The sequence below is a fragment of the Flavobacterium zhairuonense genome, from assembly GCF_004352915.1.
In the GTDB taxonomy this organism is placed as follows: domain Bacteria; phylum Bacteroidota; class Bacteroidia; order Flavobacteriales; family Flavobacteriaceae; genus Flavobacterium; species Flavobacterium zhairuonense.
This window is the reverse complement of record NZ_SJSY01000054.1, coordinates 15488-33419: the sequence shown is the minus strand read 5'-3', so window position 1 is coordinate 33419 and position 17932 is coordinate 15488. Positions and strand designations below refer to the sequence as shown.

The following is a 17932-nucleotide window of genomic DNA, read 5'->3' as shown; positions in this document are numbered from 1 at the left end:
ATTATTTATTGTTTTTGTACAAGAGTTTGCATCTGTTATGGTAACAGAATAGGTTCCGGCAACAAGGCCATTTGCAGTTTGTGTTGTCTGATTATTAGACCATAAATATGTGTAAGGAGATGTGCCACCAGAAGGAGTTACAGTAGCTGTACCATTCGCTCCTCCGTTACATGAAACTGAAGTTGTAGAATTTGTGGCAGAAATCGCTGTTGCAGGACCACCAACAACAATGTTGTTTATGGTTTCAGAACAGCCTAAATTATCTGTAATGGTTACACTATATGTACCAGCTACAAGACCTGTTGCTGTTGCTGCAGTTCCGCCTGATGGAGCCCATGAATACGTATAAGGACCAGTACCTCCAGAAGGAGTTACAGTAGCTGTACCATTTGCACCTCCAAAACATGAAACAGGAGTGGTAGAAGTTGTTCCTGAAATTGCAGAAGCAGAACCGCTTACAACGATATTATTTACAGTAAGCTGACAGTTGTTAGCATCTGTAATTGTTGCACTGTAGGTTCCAACAGTAAGGCCAGTTGCAGTTTGTGTTGTCTGGCCATTCGACCAAAGATAAGTATAGGCAGGAGTACCTCCAGCCGGAGTAACTTTAGCAGTACCATTCGAACCTTCAAAACATGTAACCGGAGTTGAAGAAGGAGTTGCACTTAATGCTGCGCTAGGTCCTCCTATATTTATATTATTGATGATCTTCTGGCAGCCATTTGCATCTGTAATCGTTACGCTATATGTACCAACAGCAAGATTAGTTGCAGTTTGCGTTGTTTGTGCATTAGACCACAAATAAGTGTAGCCAGGAGTGCCGCCAGTTGGATTAGCTGTAGCACTACCGTTCGATAATCCGAAACATGAAACCTGGGTGGTTAATGCAGTACCGTTAAGTACGGCTACAGGTTGATTTATTGTGACATTTCTGGTTATTTGTGTTCCTTCATTATCTGTAACAGTCACTGAATAAGGCCCTGCTGTAAGGCTGCTAGCTGTAGCATTACTTCCTCCAGAGGGTGACCATGCATAGGTATAAGGCGTTGTTCCACCAGTTATACCACTAACAGTGGCAGTACCATTATTGCCTCCAAAACAACTTACATCTGTTTTGCTAAGAGTAGCAGGCACAGTTAATGCTGCTCCGGTAGTAAATGTTAAATCGTTACCATAGCTTGTTCCTGCACTATTTGTTGCATAAGCTCTAAAGTGAATTAACGTACCAGCAGGAAGTCCAGTTATTGTGGCACTATAAATACCGGTACCAGTTCCATTTGAAACTGTAGTATTGGTATTAACAACTGGATTTGCGGTTGTTGCCCAAACAATTCCTCTAACTACAGAATCTCCACCATCAGCAGTTACATTACCGCCTAATGTTGCAGAGAGTGATTTAACATTTGAAGCTGATGTTGAAGCCACAGTTGGCAAAGATGCACAAGTTATATTTGGAGTATAATTACTAGGTAAAATTCCCGGATCAGCAGCGACAATATCCCAGTTAGTGGTATTAACTGTATTGATACTCGTTCTTATAGCAGAGGATGTACCTGTCAGATTGCCTTTATATTTTGCAAAAAACTGACTTGTTTCAGTTGTTCCCGGAAATAGAGAGATACAATTAACGCCATCTGTCAATCCTGGTGGTATTATACTTTCGGCACCACCTCCGGTAGTTGTTACCGCAGCACTATTCCAATGTGTAGTACTGTCATAATTTAGAGAATTGTAATCACCATGAATTCCCGCTATAAATGTTATAGTACTTGGAGAAATTGCAGGTCTCATCGAATTATCAGCACTTTGATAAGCGAGCATTTGGTCTCCTGCCGATAAATTAAAATTATTAACTGGGCCTGTAGGATTAATTACAAAATCACCAGCTGACCCTCCTGTTACTGTAAAAACATTTGGTGTCGCACTTTCAATGACAGAAATAATTTTACCGCAGGTTACGCCCGGAGGAACAGTCCATTTTATATGAGGTTCAAAACTGTTTACCCAGCCACCGCTATATAAACCTTCTTCGGTAAAATAGATGATTTCACCAGCAGGAATATTTTTCAAAGCAATAAAACTAAAGCCATCTGGACCTCCAATATTAAAGCCTATAAAGGCTATATCGCCAGCTGCTAAAGTCTGCGCTTTTGCATTTTGGAACATGCCAAAAAAGCAAAAGAGCGTAATAAATAAGAGTAGTTTTTTTTTCATAACATAGGTTTTAGTTAATGACATAGATAAGCATTCTGCCAGCCGCTTAAGTTATCAGGTCTTGTAGTTGAAGTAAAAGCCTTAATAAAATGTCCGTCATTTATCAATGTTTCAATTTTTCTAAAGCTTATATTATTAAGAGAATCTAAATTTAATTCGTAGATGTGATGATTAAATATTGTCCTGTTTGTTTCCTTGTCAAAGTGAATAGTTCCCCTTGGTCCGGCAATATTTAATTGTGCAGTGGCTTCAATTAAAGAGTTTATATTAAGACTGGTTGTATTCTCAAGTATATTCTTTAATATAAGTCCGTTTTCATATCCTAAAATTGAAAAGGCAGATGGATTCTCTGAATAGGTATTGAAATATTCATTAGTAAAGTCTAATGTTTCAGTGTCATTTAGCATCCATGAACTCACTACATAAAGATCGTAAGGGTTGCTTTTGTACTCTTCTAAAATTTTATCATTTATGAAAAATGGAGTAACATAAAACGGATACTTTTGTGTAATTTGATTTTTACTTATAAAATCGGCACTTTCCTCGGCGTATAAACCACTATAGAACGCAAAAACGGCATCAGGTTTTTGATTGTCAATGGAATAATTCATATGTATAGCCTCGTTTTCTCTAGGTACAAAAGGAGTGATATAATGACCTGAAAAATTAGTGTTTTTTTTAAATGCATACTCAATTGCAGTAAGAAGACCATAACCAGAATCATAAAAAGAAGTCGCGGTAGCAATTTTTTCATAATTCTTGTTTGTGAAATACGTGCCTAAATGAAAGCACGATTCACTTAATCCAAATGAATTGATATAGACACCCTTTTGAGCTACGCTTTCATAGGGTAGAGTTGCCCCAAGATCTGCGGCTAAAAGTAAAATATCATTTTTTGAAGTATAATGGTATACTTCTGTTATTTTATAATGTCCAAAAAAACCAATGATAATTGAGATATCTTCCTGATAATGCATTTTTTGAATCTTCTCAATTATGATTTTCTCGTCTGCACCAATACCAATATTTTCGACAAATATCTTTACATTAAGAGCATTAAGTTTTAATCCTCTCATAAAGTCTTTATCTAGTCTGGGATACTGTTGTGACTTTGGAATTAAGATTCCTATTTTGATTTCGTTATCCATGAAATGAGATTAAAAAACAGAGGTAAAATTTTTTCACCTCTGTTTTATACTTTAAATATTAGTTTCTTGAAGGAAAAATTCCTTCCATAGCAATACAATAATTAATACCCAAATAAGGATCTCTAATACTAAATGGCTGTGAGCCTCCAGCGATAGCTGTAGAGCCTGATATACTTGAAGTTATACCTCCAACTTTAGTAGTATTTGCACTTGGTTCACTATAAATATTTGGAGTTGCACCAGCTGCCGCTAAAAAGTTAGTACCGTTATCAGTCTCATTAGTATTTGCTCCACCAGTATAAGCAAGAGCATTAGTAGCTAAATTTACCTGACCTGCTAAAGTTCCAGGAATAAGCTGATGATTATGCTGTGGCATATTGTTTATTGTTAGTGTAGTATTTTCAGTTCCACCAATTTGCCCGTAAACGACAGGGCTTAAGCCAGGTCCATTACCAGCACCTATCATACTGCGACCTCTTAAATCAGGCAAAGCAAAAGTAGTTTGTCCATTTCCTCCATAAGTAGTGCCAAGTAATGAAAAAAGAGCAGTGTTTTGAGCTATTGATATCAATTGACCACTACATGTTTGCCAGCCTCTAGGATTAAAAGTAAATCCGAAAGCCATAATTGCTCCTAAGAAAGGTTCATTCATAATTTTTAATTTTTAATTGATTAATGTTGGTTTTTTTTGATTTGTTAATAATTAGTCAGACAGAATAATGAACCGACTATTCTTACAACAACACAAAATTAGTTGATTACTAGTGTTTTAAAATAGGTATTTATACCCGTTTTAAAGTAAAACCGTACATTTCAATCAAAGGATGAATTTTCAGAAGTTCCAGTAAAATATTAAATGCTATAAAAAAAAGAATATGCAGTTTTGTAGATGAGCTGATTTAGCAGGGTGTTCAGTTAAGAACTAAATCTTAAACTTTGGAGGATGAAAGAGAGTTGTAGAACTTATGGCCGCAATTTTAAAGAGAAAGCAATCCAATTAAGTGACCATGGCATTATTTGAACCTAAGCGCGACCCCTTTATAATCTCGAGTCTAACGTTTCTTTAAATGGTCTAAAATAAAAAAGGCCAAGTAAATTAATACTTGACCTTGTGTGACCCGACTGGGGCTCGAACCCAGGACCCCATCATTAAAAGTGATGTGCTCTACCGACTGAGCTATCGAGTCATTGTTTTTCTCGATTGAGGGTGCAAATATAAGCACTTTTTTTAGGTTTTGAAGCCTTTTTTTAATGCTTTTTTGCAATAAATTTAAAGAAGAGTGATAAGAGTCTATTTTACAGTGTAATTAGTCTTTTATTTTTTTGTGATTTGATGTAAAGTCGTTAAGGTCAAGTTATGATATTTGAAGATCTAAGTGTTTAGTTCTAATAAATTTGTCTTAGCGAGTCCTGTTTTCAATTTTGCCATTGATGTCTAAGAAGATTTCGATATAAATGTCTTCTGATATTGGTTTTCCTTTGTCTTTTATAATGTCAAATTTTAAAGGTTTTAAGGCATTAAGTATTTTATTTGTGCAAAATATTAATTCATCTTTTTCGTAAAATTCTTCAATTTCTTGATCTGTATAAGCCATTCGAACTTTTGAAACATTTCCGTTTTGATCAATAGTGACAAAATATTTACTTCCGCAATCAAAACCATTTTTATTTCTCCATTTTTCTTTTTTAAGTTTTTTGAATAGAATTTCAGAAATCTTTTTTTCGTTTCTTCTATCCTTTCTTTTGGGGTCGTCTATGTAGTTTGAAATATCTTCAGTTTTGAGAACGATTCCATTTGAAATAGTAAGAAGTTTTTCCTGTTCGAATATTTTGTAGAAAACGCCATCCCATCGTAATAATTCATTTGTTCGAGGAAAATTTAAAATACCTTCGAACCAGTCTATATGTACTTTGTTGTTTCTTAATTTTCCTCCAAAGATTGATTTAAGTTTCTCTAAAGATTGAGTTTTATCAATTTTTCTATTAACTAGTTCTCCGCAATTGATTATATCTACAATGAATAGGCTGTCATTTTCTATTTTATAAATAGCTTGATAACCTCTCCAGCAATTTAAAGAAGAATTATTCCGAAAGCTTAATCCGAATAATGTATTGGTATTTTTGGAATCTTTTTTTTGTAAATATTTTTCGAGTATAAGATCGTAAGTTGTAATAGTGTCTTTTTTATAAATGATAAAGTCAGGCATTTGCGGACTTGCAAAAAGTTTGAGAGGAATAATCACAAAGATTAAGATTATTCTTTTTATCGCTTCATTCATGTTGTTAAGCTTGTTTATTGCTGATAGTATTTTGTTAAGCATTAAAACAAATATATCATTAATATACTTACAGTAAATTGAATCAGTGAATAAAAGGAGTGTAGTTTGGAAAGGTAGAATAATGTTGGAGTCATAAAAAAAGCCTGAGAATCGATATTCTCAGGCTTTCAGAATTTATAGTGACCATGGAGGGATTTGAACCCTCACGCCCTTGCGAGCACCACCCCCTCAAGATGGCGAGTCTACCGTTTCTCCACATGGCCTAAAAAGAAAAAAGGTCGAGTAAAATAAATTACCCGACCTTTGTGACCCGACTGGGGCTCGAACCCAGGACCCCATCATTAAAAGTGATGTGCTCTACCGACTGAGCTATCGAGTCATTGCTTTCAAGAAACTTATTTTGTTAATCACAAATTTTGTGACCCGACTGGGGCTCGAACCCAGGACCCCATCATTAAAAGTGATGTGCTCTACCGACTGAGCTATCGAGTCATATTCGTTTCTTGAATGCGGGTGCAAATATAAGGAGTTATTTTCGAAGTTTCCAAGCATTTTTATTATAAATTTGTCTTTTTTTACAAAAAGTTCCCAATGTCTTAGTTTATAAGGATTTATTAATATGAAAAAAATAGTGTTATTAGGTTATATGGGTTGCGGAAAGTCAACAATTGCCCAAAACTTGTCAAAAATTACAAATATTCCGTTTCTGGATTTAGATACTTGCATTGAAAAAAGAGCAAATTTGTCCATAAATGAAATTTTTTCTAAACATGGAGAGGTTTATTTTCGAAAATTAGAACACGAAATGTTTGTCGAATTATTAAAATCGTCAGAAAATTATATTATTGGTCTTGGTGGAGGAACTCCATGTTATGCTAATAATCATTTATTGCTTCAAAGCGATGATATTGTTTCTATATATTTAAAAGCATCAATCGATACATTATATAATAGATTAGTTCACAATAAGAGCAAACGACCGCTTATTGCAGAAATGAATGAAGAAGAAATGAAAGAGTTTATCGCAAAGCATTTGTTCGACCGTAGCTTTTATTACAACCACGCACAGCATAAAGTGTCGGTTGATGATAAATCAGTCGAAGATACGGTTGAGGATATTTTGAAGATCTTAGCTTAAAAAAGCATAATTATCGCCATTTTCATCAAAAACAACTTGAACATGCTCCAATAAAGAAGTAGATAAAGAAATTCCTTTAAAATCGGCTTTTACAGGGTATTTTTTGTGATTTCGGTCAACAAGTACTGCTGTTTTGAATTTCTTAAGCGGAACGTCTAAGAAATGACGAACAGCATATATTAATGTAGTTCCTGAATTTAAGACATCGTCAACTAAAACCAATCCTTTGTTTTGGTATTCTTCTTTGGTTAAAGATGTCTGGATTGGCAATTGCGGATTTTGCTTGTCAACTTTAACTTCGCAAGTCGAAACTTTAAGTGTTGAAATGCTGCTCAAGGCAGTGGCAATTTTTTGGGCAAAAACAGATCCGTTAGAAGCAATTCCGGCAATCACGACTTCTTCTTCGTCAACAAAGGTTTCGTAAATTTGATAAGCGATACGTTTGATTTTGTGTTCGATTTCCTGATTGGTCAAGATGATGTTTTTGCTCATGATTTTATTTTTTGCTAAAGTACAAATTTATAAAATTTAAAATTCCAATTTTTGAAATTCCAAATTCCAAAAGTAAATAGATGGATTTTTCAAGATTGGAATTTGGAATTTTGTTGTTGAAATTTAGATGTCATCTTCTTCGTCGAAAATTTCATTTCCGTAGTCGTCAATGTCTCTACGATCCTTTTTAGTTGGTCTTCCTGTACCACTTTTTCTGTAATGTTCTTTGGAGAGTTTTAATAACTCTAAATGTGCATAAGCTTCCGGTGGAGTTTCGTTCTTGCGATATATATCGACAAGTTTTGCACCTACACGGCTTTCAGGGATATCAAGTACAGTGATAATTTGTGTTATTTGGTCTTTTCTAAAGGTAATTCTGTCTGTAGGAAAAACTTCTTTAGAAGGTTTTGCAATTTGCCCATTTACAGTAATATGATTTTTTTTGCATGCCTCGGTGACCATGTTTCTGGTCTTATAATAACGCACGCACCAGAGGTATTTATCTATTCTCATAATTTTTCTAAAATCGAAGTTAAATTCTTTACAAAAATAAATCAATATTGTATCTTGCGCACCTAAAAAATTAACAATAATGAATAAATTTAAATATTATTTTATTTTATTACTAGCTGGTATTGCTATGGTTTCCTGCAACAAGGGTGATGATGATGAAACTACAGTTGAGGTAAGGGATTATAAAGAGCAGTATAAAGCAGACAAGGATTCTATTGAAAATTATTTAAAGACGAATTATATTAAAGAAGTAACCGCAGATTATGATATTGTAATCGAGAAAATTCCTGCGGGAGGTACACAGACTTCGATCTGGGATCAAAAAACATATCCGTTAGAATCTAGAGAGGTTTATAATCGCGATGTTTATTATACGGTTTACTATTTGACATTAAGAAAAGGAACGGGCGAGGCGCCATGTAATACAGATAGGATTTATGCTTCTTACAAAGGTAATTTGCTTAATGGGACTCAATTTGATACTTCTTATGGTTATGGTACGACATTTGACTTATTTGTGTACACGTCGGGGGCTGTAATTGATGGTTGGGGAGAGATTTTCCCAAAGTTTAGGACTGGTACTTCTACAACAGCAGCAGATGGCGTGATTACTTATGACAATTATGGAGCAGGTGTAATGTTTCTTCCTTCGGGATTGGCTTATTATGCAAGTGCACAAGATAAGATTCCAGCTTATTCTTGTTTAGTGTTTAGTTTTAAATTATTTGGTCTTTTAAGATTGGATCATGACACTAAAATTGTGGGTACAACCGTAACTGCCGAACCAGATGGAATTCCTGATTATTATGAAGATGTTAATAAAGAAGGTAATGGTAACGGTTATGTTTATGATTTAAGAGATTTGGTAAGATATCCAAATCCGCCAGCTTGGATGAAAGACGATACAGACGGTGACGGACTTGCAGACTTTTTAGATGTTGATGATGATGGAGATGGTTATACAACTCGTTATGAAATTACAAAGCCTACAGGTGCGCTTTTTACAGGAATAAGCAAGTATTATCCTTTTGATCCAATTCCGGATAATCCTAGCACTCCAAATGTTGATGAAACTGAAACATGGGGTATTCCAGCTTTTGGAGGCGATTATACTTCGCCAGGAAGATTAAGAATACATGTTGATAAAGATCATCATAGTGTGAAATAATAAAAGCAAAATAGAAAACCTTGAAAATTACTTTTCGAGGTTTTTTTATGGAATAAAATAAGGTATGAATTTCTTTTTTATTCGAATTATATGATTGTTTAAAAAGGCATAAAAAAGAAGCCCTCGAAATATTTTTCGAGGGCTTTTTATAAAGTAAGAAAAGTAAAAAAATTATTTTCTTTTGATCACTCTTTCTACAGCTTCAACAATTGCTTGATTGTTTAGTTTGTATTTTTCCATTAATTGCTCAGGAGTTCCAGATTCTCCAAAACTATCTTTTACTGCTACAAATTCTTGTGGAGTTGGATTGTTTAAAGCTAATACTCCAGAAACACTTTCTCCAAGACCTCCTAGGTAATTGTGCTCTTCTGCAGTAACTACACATCTTGTTTTAGCAACAGATTTAAGGATAGCTTCTTCATCAAGAGGTTTGATAGTATGGATATTGATTACTTCAGCAGAAATTCCTTTCTCTTCTAATTTTTCAGCAGCGATAAGCGCTTCCCAAACCAAGTGACCTGTTGCAATGATCGTAACATCAGTTCCTTCGTTTAACATAATTGCTTTTCCAATTACGAAAGGCTCATCAGCAGGAGTGAAGTTTGGTACAACTGGACGTCCAAAACGTAAATAAGCTGGACCATGGTGGTCTGCTAATGCTAAAGTTGCTGCTTTAGTTTGGTTGTAATCGCAAGTATTGATTACTGTCATTCCTGGCAACATCTTCATCAAACCGATATCTTCTAAGATTTGGTGCGTTGCTCCATCTTCTCCTAAAGTCAAACCAGCGTGAGAAGCACAGATTTTTACGTTTTTATCTGAATAAGCAACAGATTGACGAATTTGATCGTAAACTCTTCCTGTAGAGAAGTTAGCGAAAGTTCCTGTAAAAGGAATTTTTCCTCCAATTGTTAAACCTGCAGCTATTCCAATCATGTTAGCTTCTGCAATTCCGATTTGGAAAAAACGCTCTGGGTGATTTTTTTTGAAATCATCAAATTTTAATGATCCAATCAAATCAGCGCATAATGCCACAACATTTTCGTTTTTTTGACCTAGTTCAGTCATTCCCGCTCCAAAACCAGAACGAGTATCTTTACTTCCTGTATTTTCGTATTTTTTCATTTTATTTTTTGCTATATGCAATAGGCTGTACGCAATAGGCTTAAAGCTTAATGCTTACTGCTTAAAGCTATTTTAGTAATCAACTTGATCTTTAGAATAATTTTGAGCTAATGCAGCTGCCAACTGATCGTTGTTTGGTGCTTTACCGTGCCAAGCGTGCGTATGCATCATGAAGTCAACTCCGTGACCCATTTCTGTGTGCAATAAAACACAAACTGGTTTTCCTTTTCCTGTTCTTGATTTTGCGTCAGTTAATCCAGCGATAATTGCGTCGATGCTGTTTCCTTCTTTGATTTCCAAAACGTCCCAATCAAAAGCTTCGAATTTAGCGCGAAGGCTTCCCATTGCTAAAACTTCATCAGTTGTTCCGTCGATTTGTTTTCCGTTAACGTCAACAGTTGCAATAAGATTGTCAACTTTTTTAGCAGAAGCATACATGATAGCTTCCCAGTTTTGACCTTCTTGTAATTCCCCGTCTCCATGAAGAGTGAAAACTAAATGTTTGTCTCCGTTTAATTTTTTTGCTTGTGCAGCACCAAGAGCAACAGATAAACCTTGTCCTAATGATCCAGAAGCCATACGAACTCCAGGAAGACCTTCGTGAGTTGTTGGGTGTCCTTGTAAACGAGAATTCAATAATCTGAAAGTAGCAAGCTCCGAAATTGGAAAATAACCGCTACGTGCTAAAACGCTATAAAATACTGGAGAAATATGACCATTCGAAAGGAAAAAGATGTCTTCTCCAATTCCGTCCATATCAAAACCTTCTTTGCGGTCCATGATATTTTGATATAGTGTTACCAAAAATTCAGTACAACCTAATGAACCACCTGGGTGTCCAGAGTTTACAGCATGTACCATTCTAAGAATATCTCTTCTTACTTGGATCGTTAAATCGCTTAATTGTTGTGTGTTAGGCTTCATTTTATATGTAAAATTTTAAACTGAAGCAAAAGTAATTGTTATTTTGCGGGGAGGCAAATGATTTTCTGCTTTAGTTTGCCTCAATTGTGATATTTTTTTGCGCTTTTTTTAATCGATTTGAAGAAAATAAGAGATATTGATAATTGTATGTAAAAGCTATGCAGCAAATTAAACGTATAAGAACAATTTTAAATGTTATAAATACACTTAATATGTGGTGGAAAAATAATTTCAGAAAATTTGATGTAAAAATTAATTTGTGTCGCTTTCGCTGTAGAAATTATTTTCTTCATCTTCTGATCCAATTTCTTCTTGTTGGTCGTCAAGTTCAGAACCAGGGACATCTAAATCACTTCCAAGTTTATCACTGTTTTGTTTCCATTCGTGATTGTTTTGGTTAATGATTTTCTCGTTTGAGATTTCGTCAGGATCGATATCTTCTAGTTTGTCGTGATTGAAAATGTCTTCGCTTGCTGGATAATTTAAGTTTTTTAGATTATTTTCAATTTGATTTTCTTTTGCTGGGTTTTTATCTTCTGCATTTATCATGATTTCTCAAATTTTTGTTTACTTATAAAAGTACAAAATAAATTTATGGACTTGTTATGCTTTAAAGATGTGTTTGTTGTAATTTTTACATTGCAATGTTTTAATGACAGATTTTTTCTGAAAGATCCGTTTTATAAGGGACAGAAGTGATGTCTTCCGATTTAGAAAAAAAAGACTTTTGGGCTATCGTTTTTGTTAATCTTGGAATATAGCGGAAAGTCCGGCCCAGAAGGAAACGCCATAGTGATTTTGAATTGCAGAAAAGTAATCTCTGAAATCGAAAATTAGATGTTAAGAAAACATTAGCTAATTTTCTAATTGACAAATTGTCTAATTGCTAAAATTTCCCTGAAATTAGCTTATCTTTGCGCTCTGAAAAAAGAAACAGATGAAGTTCGATTTATTACAAAAAGATCCGCAGTCAAAAGCAAGAGCGGGAAGTATAACTACTGATCATGGCGTAATTGAAACGCCTATTTTTATGCCTGTTGGAACGGTTGCTTCTGTAAAGGGGGTGCATCAGCGTGAATTGAAAGAAGAAATTAATCCAGATATTATTCTAGGAAACACATATCATTTATACTTGCGTCCACAAACTGAAATTCTTGAAAAAGCAGGTGGATTGCATAAATTTATGAATTGGGATCGTAATATTTTGACCGATTCTGGTGGATATCAGGTTTATTCTCTTTCTTCAAATAGAAAAATTAAGGAAGAAGGAGTGAAGTTCAAATCACATATTGATGGTTCTTACCACTTTTTTACTCCTGAAAATGTAATGGAAATTCAGCGTACTATTGGTGCTGATATCATTATGGCTTTTGACGAATGTACGCCATATCCTTGTGATTACAGATATGCACAACGCTCGATGCACATGACGCATCGATGGTTGGATCGTTGTATTAATCATTTGGAAAAAGTGCCTTATAAATATGGTTATGAACAAACGTTTTTCCCGATTGTTCAAGGAAGCACATATAAAGATTTACGTCGTCAATCGGCAGAATATATTGCAAATGCAGGTCAGCAAGGAAATGCAATTGGCGGACTTTCTGTTGGTGAACCAGCGGAAGAAATGTATGCAATGACTGAAGTGGTTTGTGAAATTCTTCCAGAAGACAAACCGCGTTATTTAATGGGTGTTGGAACTCCAATTAACATTTTAGAAAATATTGCATTAGGAATTGATATGTTCGACTGTGTTATGCCAACGCGTAACGCGAGAAACGGAATGTTGTTTACAGCAAACGGAACAATCAATATCAAAAACAAAAAGTGGGAAGCAGATTTTTCTCCAATTGACGAAATGGGGCACACTTTTGTAGATACAGAATATACAAAAGCATATTTGCGCCATTTGTTTGCAGCAAACGAATATTTAGGAAAACAAATCGCTACGATTCATAATCTTGGTTTTTACATGTGGTTGGTTCGTGAGGCGAGAAAACATATCTTAGCTGGAGATTTTAGACCATGGAAAGAAATGATGGTTAAAAACATGAGCCAAAGACTTTAAAATATGTTTATTTGTTTAATCGTTTATTCGGTTAAACGATTAAACAGATAAACGATTAAACCTTACTATGTTAACGATAATAGATAAGTATATTTTAAAAAGATATTTAGCCACTTTTTCGGTGATGATTTTGTTATTTATTCCGATTGGGATTGTAATTGACGTTTCTGAAAAAGTGAATAAAATGTTGGAGAACAAGATTCCGTTTATGGATATTGCGTTCTATTACTACAATTTTACGATTTATTTTGCCAATTCTCTTTTTCCGATATTTTTATTTTTGTCGGTAATTTGGTTTACTTCAAAATTGGCAAACAATACAGAGATTATTGCGATTTTGAGTTCTGGAATTTCGTTTACACGTTTTTTAAGACCTTATATTATTGGAGCTTCTATCGTTTCGATTTTTGTGCTTTTGATGGGATTTTTTATTGTTCCTGCTGCCAGCGAAGGATTTAATAATTTTAGATATACTTATTTAAAAGGAAACGGAAAAGAGTTGATGCGAGGTGAAAACACAAATGTGTATCGTCAGCTTAATGATCATGATTTTATTTTCGTAAATAGTTTTAATGAGGAATCTAAAACGGCTTTTAATTTTACGCTGGAACATTTTGAGAAAGAAAAAATGACCTATAAAATTTCTGCTAGCCGAATTAAATGGGATCCAAAAAAGAAGACTTATGTTTTGTACGATTATGTAAAAAGAACAGTCGGCGAATTGAATGATGTAATTGAAAAAGTGCCAGAAAAGGAAGTTAAGTTCAAATTTGAATTGGCCGATTTGACGCCGGTTGTTTATATCGCCGAAACACTTTCTCTAGGAAAATTAATCGATTTTATTGAAAAAGAAAGAAAAAGAGGTTCTGGAAATATCAATACCTATTTAGTAGTACTTTATAAAAAATACAGTGTTCCGGTTTCAGCTTTTATCTTGACAATTATCGCCGTCGCAGTTTCTTCTATGAAACGTCGTGGCGGAATGGGAACCAATTTAGCAATCGGTATTGCAATTGCTTTCTCGTTTGTTTTCTTTGATAAAATATTTGGAACCCTCGCCGAAAAATCTACATTCTCACCTTTATTAGCTGTTTGGTTCCCAAATATCGTTTTTGGAACCCTTGCAGTTTACTTACTACGTAATGCGAAACGATAATTTAAAAAGTTATTTAAATCTTCATTTAATTGTTTTTATCTGGGGTTTTACAGCCATTTTAGGCGCCTTGATTACCATTGATGCTGAAAATTTGGTTTGGTTTAGAATGCTTCTTGCCATGATTTTTTTGGGCGGATTTATTTTGTACAAAAAACAATCTTTTCAAGTTCCGATAAAAGAACTTTTTAAGCTCATTTTTGTTGGATTGCTGATTGCCCTGCATTGGATTTTCTTTTTTAAAGCGATTCATGTTTCAAATGTTTCTATAACACTTTCTATATTTTCTCTGGGCGCTTTTTTTGCTTCTTTGCTTGAGCCTCTTTTCTACGGAAGAAAAATATTATTTTACGAAGTTTTCTTCGGATTGGTCATTATTGCTGGCCTTGCTATGATTTTGCAGGTTGAAATAAAATATCTTACAGGTGTTTATTATGCGTTGGCAGCAATAATCCTTGGCGTTTTATTTACGCTAATGAATGGCAAGCTGATTTCAGATCATGAGCCTTCGGTAATTACGTTTTATGAATTTGGTGCGGGCGTTTTTTTTATTACCCTATATTTTTTATTTCAAGGAAAATTCACTGCTGAATTTTTTACTTTATCATCAAGTAATTGGATGTGGCTTTTTGTTTTGGCTTCGATTTGTACAGCTTATGCTTTTACGGCATCTGTAAAAGTAATGCAGAAATTGACGCCTTATACGGTGATGTTAACGACTAATTTAGAGCCTGTTTACGGAATTATGTTGGCGTATTTTATCCTTGGCGGAAAAGAAAAAATGAGCACCGAATTTTATATCGGAGCCGTAATAATTATAATTACAGTTATCTTAAATGGGGTTTTTAAACATTACAAAAACAAGAAAGAAGTGTAATAGTTTACTTATCTTTTAAATCACAATTTGATACTTTACTAACAATTAACTATGCCAATGATATAATATTTTTATATTTGCGGTTCGATTTAAAAACAAAATTCAAAAATCCATGGAATATTTAGATTTTGAGCTTCCAATCAAAGAACTTGAAGAACAGTTGCAAAAGTGTGTTGTAATTGGAAAAGAATCTGAGGTTGATGTAACAGCAACTTGCAAAGAAATCAACAAAAAATTAGAGCAAACTAAGAAAGATATATATAAAAACCTTACGGCTTGGCAGCGCGTACAATTGTCAAGGCATCCAAATAGACCTTATACTTTAGATTATATCAGAGCAATTTGCGGTGATACTTTTTTAGAGCTTCATGGAGATAGAGGTTTTAAAGATGATAAAGCAATGGTTGGGGGTCTTGGTAAAATAAACGGGCAATCGTTTATGATTATTGGACAACAAAAAGGTTTTAATACAAAAACACGTCAATACCGTAATTTTGGTATGGCAAATCCCGAAGGATACCGTAAAGCTTTGCGTTTAATGAAAATGGCAGAGAAATTCGGAATTCCAGTTCTTACTTTGGTTGATACTCCGGGTGCATATCCAGGACTTGAAGCTGAGGAAAGAGGACAAGGTGAAGCTATCGCAAGAAATATTTTTGAGATGGTTCGTCTTCAAGTACCAATTATTACTGTTATTATTGGTGAAGGTGCTTCAGGAGGAGCTTTAGGAATTGGTGTTGGAGATAAAGTTTACATGTTAGAAAATACGTGGTATTCTGTAATTTCTCCGGAATCTTGTTCTTCAATTTTATGGAAAAGCTGGGAGTACAAAGAACGTGCTGCTGAAGCTTTGAAATTGACTTCATCTGACATGAAAAAACAAAAATTAGTTGATGATGTTATTCCGGAACCACTAGGTGGAGCACACTATGACCGAGAAACTACTTTTAAAACAGTAGCAGAATACATTACCAAAGGATATAACGAATTGAAAGACTTATCAACAGCCGAGCTAATTGCCCAAAGAATGGACAAATACAGCAATATGGGCGAGTATAAAGAGTAAATTCATATAATATGATTAAAAATCCGAAGCCCTGCGGTTTCGGATTTTTTTTTGGTTATCAACAAAAAAAACTTATTTATAAACATCGTAATAGTAATAACTCACTGACAATTTTTTTTTAAATTTTGTTACTTTCGCTATATGGAAAATTTCAAAAATGTAAACCCTGTAAAGGTAGATAAAACCACTATTATTAATCTTGAAAAAGGAAAACTTCCTCCGCAAGTAATTGATCTTGAAGAAGCTGTTCTTGGAGCGATGATGATTGATAAAAAGGGAGTAGATGATGTAATTGATATTTTGCAGCCTGATGCTTTTTATAAAGATGCACACAAACATATTTTTGAGGCGATTTTGCAGCTTTTTACAGAAACACAGCCAATCGATTTGTTGACTGTTTCGACGCAATTAAAGAAAAATGGAAAGTTAGATGTTGCAGGAGGTGATTTTTATTTGATTCAGCTGACGCAGAAAATTGCATCTTCTGCTCACATCGAATTTCACTCACGTATTATTCTTCAAAAATTTATTCAAAGAAGTTTGATCAGAATTTCATCTGAAATTATTGAAGAATCTTATGATGAAACTACAGATGTTTTCGATTTGCTGGATAAAGCCGAATCAAAATTATATGAAGTAACTCAGGGAAATATCAAGCGTAGTTCTGAAACTGCGCAGAGTTTGGTTCTTCAAGCGAAAAAACGTATTGAAGAAATTGCAGGAAAAGAAGGTTTGAGTGGAATCGCAACTGGTTTTGAAAAACTAGATGAAGTAACTTCTGGATGGCAACCTTCGGATTTGATTATTATTGCAGCTCGTCCGGGTATGGGTAAAACGGCTTTCGTACTATCAATGGCGCGAAATGTTAGTATTCAGTTTGGACACGCAGTGGCAGTTTTCTCTCTTGAGATGGCGTCAGTTCAGTTGATTACGAGGCTAATTTCTTCGGAAACTGGATTGTCTTCTGAAAAATTAAGAACAGGAAAACTAGAGAAACACGAGTGGGAGCAATTAAGTACTAAAGTAAAAGATTTAGAAAAGGCTCCATTATTTATTGATGATACGCCTTCGCTTTCAATTTTTGATTTACGCGCAAAATGCCGTCGTTTGGCATCACAGCACAACATTAAATTAATTATTATTGACTACTTGCAGTTAATGACTGCTGGAGGTAATGGTAAAGGAGGAGGAAACCGTGAGCAGGAAATCTCGACTATTTCCCGAAACTTAAAAGCTTTAGCAAAAGAGCTTAACGTTCCTGTAATTGCACTTTCGCAGTTATCGCGTGCGGTTGAAACTCGTGGATCAAGTAAACGTCCTTTGCTTTCGGATCTTCGTGAATCTGGAGCGATCGAGCAAGATGCTGATATTGTATCGTTTATTTACCGTCCGGAATATTATAAAATTGAAGAATGGGATGATGATGAAGCATCTCCAACTACTGGACAAGCTGAGTTTATTATAGCCAAACACCGTAACGGTGGATTAGAAAATATTCGTCTGAAATTCTTAGGACATTTAGGTAAGTTTGACAACCTTGAAGAATTTACTGGAGGATTTGATGATTTGCCATCAAAAATGAATCATGATGACAATCCGTTTATTACTAAAAATCTGCCATCAGCCAATGAAGCATTTGGAAGCAATTTGAACGATGACGATGACGACAGCGATGTGCCATTCTAAAAACAATTTAAAAACCTTTTTATAAGGTTTTTTTTATGCCTTATTGTTAAATTTATTAATTAAATTCAGTAGATTAGCCAA

The 17932-nt window shown here is 34.6% G+C and carries 16 protein-coding genes and 4 tRNA genes; 7 read left to right on the top strand and 13 right to left on the bottom strand.

Annotated elements, in window-relative coordinates:
• The 8 genes from EYY60_RS00475 to EYY60_RS00440 all read right to left on the bottom strand — a co-directional run.
• Window positions 1–2214 (bottom strand): beta strand repeat-containing protein (locus EYY60_RS00475; protein ID WP_208749440.1); only part of this gene is annotated, 2214 nt, incomplete at its 3' end.
• 14 nt (window positions 2215–2228) lie between these two features.
• Window positions 2229–3362, bottom strand: coding sequence for an ABC transporter substrate-binding protein (locus EYY60_RS00470; RefSeq protein ID WP_132987456.1), 1134 nt, complete (start codon window positions 3360–3362; stop codon window positions 2229–2231).
• Window positions 3363–3420: 58 nt separating this feature from the next.
• Complete coding sequence (locus EYY60_RS00465; protein WP_132987455.1) at window positions 3421–4014, bottom strand: phage tail protein; 594 nt, start codon at window positions 4012–4014, stop codon at window positions 3421–3423.
• Between the two features lie 462 nt (window positions 4015–4476).
• Window positions 4477–4549 (bottom strand) — tRNA-Lys (locus EYY60_RS00460).
• Window positions 4550–4762: 213 nt separating this feature from the next.
• Window positions 4763–5641, bottom strand: coding sequence for a hypothetical protein (locus EYY60_RS00455; protein ID WP_132987454.1), 879 nt, complete (start codon window positions 5639–5641; stop codon window positions 4763–4765).
• Between the two features lie 180 nt (window positions 5642–5821).
• A tRNA-Leu gene (locus EYY60_RS00450) sits at window positions 5822–5904 on the bottom strand.
• 43 nt (window positions 5905–5947) lie between these two features.
• Window positions 5948–6020 (bottom strand) — tRNA-Lys (locus tag EYY60_RS00445).
• A gap of 40 nt (window positions 6021–6060) precedes the next feature.
• Window positions 6061–6133 (bottom strand) — tRNA-Lys (locus EYY60_RS00440).
• 127 nt (window positions 6134–6260) lie between these two features.
• Here EYY60_RS00440 and EYY60_RS00435 point away from each other — a divergent pair.
• Entirely contained in the window at window positions 6261–6779 is a 519-nt protein-coding gene (locus tag EYY60_RS00435) for a shikimate kinase (protein WP_132987453.1), read from the top strand.
• Here EYY60_RS00435 and EYY60_RS00430 read toward each other — a convergent pair.
• Together EYY60_RS00430 and EYY60_RS00425 are read right to left on the bottom strand one after the other, a co-directional pair.
• Window positions 6771–7271, bottom strand: a complete 501-nt coding sequence (locus tag EYY60_RS00430; RefSeq protein WP_132987452.1) for a phosphoribosyltransferase family protein — start codon at window positions 7269–7271, stop codon at window positions 6771–6773. The genes EYY60_RS00435 and EYY60_RS00430 overlap by 9 nt on opposite strands.
• Window positions 7272–7394: 123 nt before the next feature.
• Window positions 7395–7784 (bottom strand): RNA-binding S4 domain-containing protein, encoded by a 390-nt coding sequence (locus EYY60_RS00425; RefSeq protein ID WP_132987451.1) that lies wholly within the window; start codon window positions 7782–7784, stop codon window positions 7395–7397.
• Window positions 7785–7863: 79 nt separating this feature from the next.
• Between EYY60_RS00425 and EYY60_RS00420 the strand changes: the two genes are divergently transcribed.
• On the top strand, window positions 7864–8952 hold the full coding sequence (locus EYY60_RS00420) for an FKBP-type peptidyl-prolyl cis-trans isomerase (RefSeq protein WP_132987450.1): 1089 nt from the start codon (window positions 7864–7866) through the stop codon (window positions 8950–8952).
• A gap of 171 nt (window positions 8953–9123) precedes the next feature.
• Here the strand turns inward: EYY60_RS00420 and EYY60_RS00415 are convergent, their stop codons facing one another.
• From EYY60_RS00415 to EYY60_RS00405, 3 genes are all read right to left on the bottom strand, one after another.
• Window positions 9124–10077 (bottom strand): transketolase family protein, encoded by a 954-nt coding sequence (locus tag EYY60_RS00415; protein ID WP_132987449.1) that lies wholly within the window; start codon window positions 10075–10077, stop codon window positions 9124–9126.
• A gap of 72 nt (window positions 10078–10149) precedes the next feature.
• Window positions 10150–11001 (bottom strand): transketolase, encoded by an 852-nt coding sequence (locus EYY60_RS00410; RefSeq protein WP_132987448.1) that lies wholly within the window; start codon window positions 10999–11001, stop codon window positions 10150–10152.
• 252 nt (window positions 11002–11253) lie between these two features.
• On the bottom strand, window positions 11254–11550 hold the full coding sequence (locus tag EYY60_RS00405) for a hypothetical protein (RefSeq protein WP_132987447.1): 297 nt from the start codon (window positions 11548–11550) through the stop codon (window positions 11254–11256).
• A gap of 388 nt (window positions 11551–11938) precedes the next feature.
• On the opposite strand from EYY60_RS00405, the gene tgt reads away from it, so the two are divergent.
• The 5 genes from tgt to dnaB all read left to right on the top strand — a co-directional run bounded on the left by tgt (window position 11939) and on the right by dnaB (window position 17851).
• Complete coding sequence (gene tgt, locus EYY60_RS00400) at window positions 11939–13069, top strand: tRNA guanosine(34) transglycosylase Tgt (protein ID WP_109190358.1); 1131 nt, start codon at window positions 11939–11941, stop codon at window positions 13067–13069.
• 67 nt (window positions 13070–13136) lie between these two features.
• A complete protein-coding gene (locus EYY60_RS00395) occupies window positions 13137–14225 on the top strand; it encodes an LptF/LptG family permease (protein ID WP_132987446.1) in 1089 nt (362 codons plus the stop codon).
• Window positions 14212–15099 (top strand): DMT family transporter, encoded by an 888-nt coding sequence (locus EYY60_RS00390; protein ID WP_132987445.1) that lies wholly within the window; start codon window positions 14212–14214, stop codon window positions 15097–15099. Before EYY60_RS00395 ends, EYY60_RS00390 begins: the two co-directional genes overlap by 14 nt.
• A gap of 112 nt (window positions 15100–15211) precedes the next feature.
• Window positions 15212–16165, top strand: a complete 954-nt coding sequence (locus tag EYY60_RS00385; RefSeq protein WP_132987444.1) for an acetyl-CoA carboxylase carboxyltransferase subunit alpha — start codon at window positions 15212–15214, stop codon at window positions 16163–16165.
• Window positions 16166–16306: 141 nt separating this feature from the next.
• The gene (gene dnaB / locus EYY60_RS00380; RefSeq protein WP_132987443.1) at window positions 16307–17851 is read left to right on the top strand and encodes a replicative DNA helicase; all 1545 of its coding nucleotides are present in this window, start codon (window positions 16307–16309) and stop codon (window positions 17849–17851) included.
• Window positions 17852–17932 lie beyond the last annotated feature (81 nt).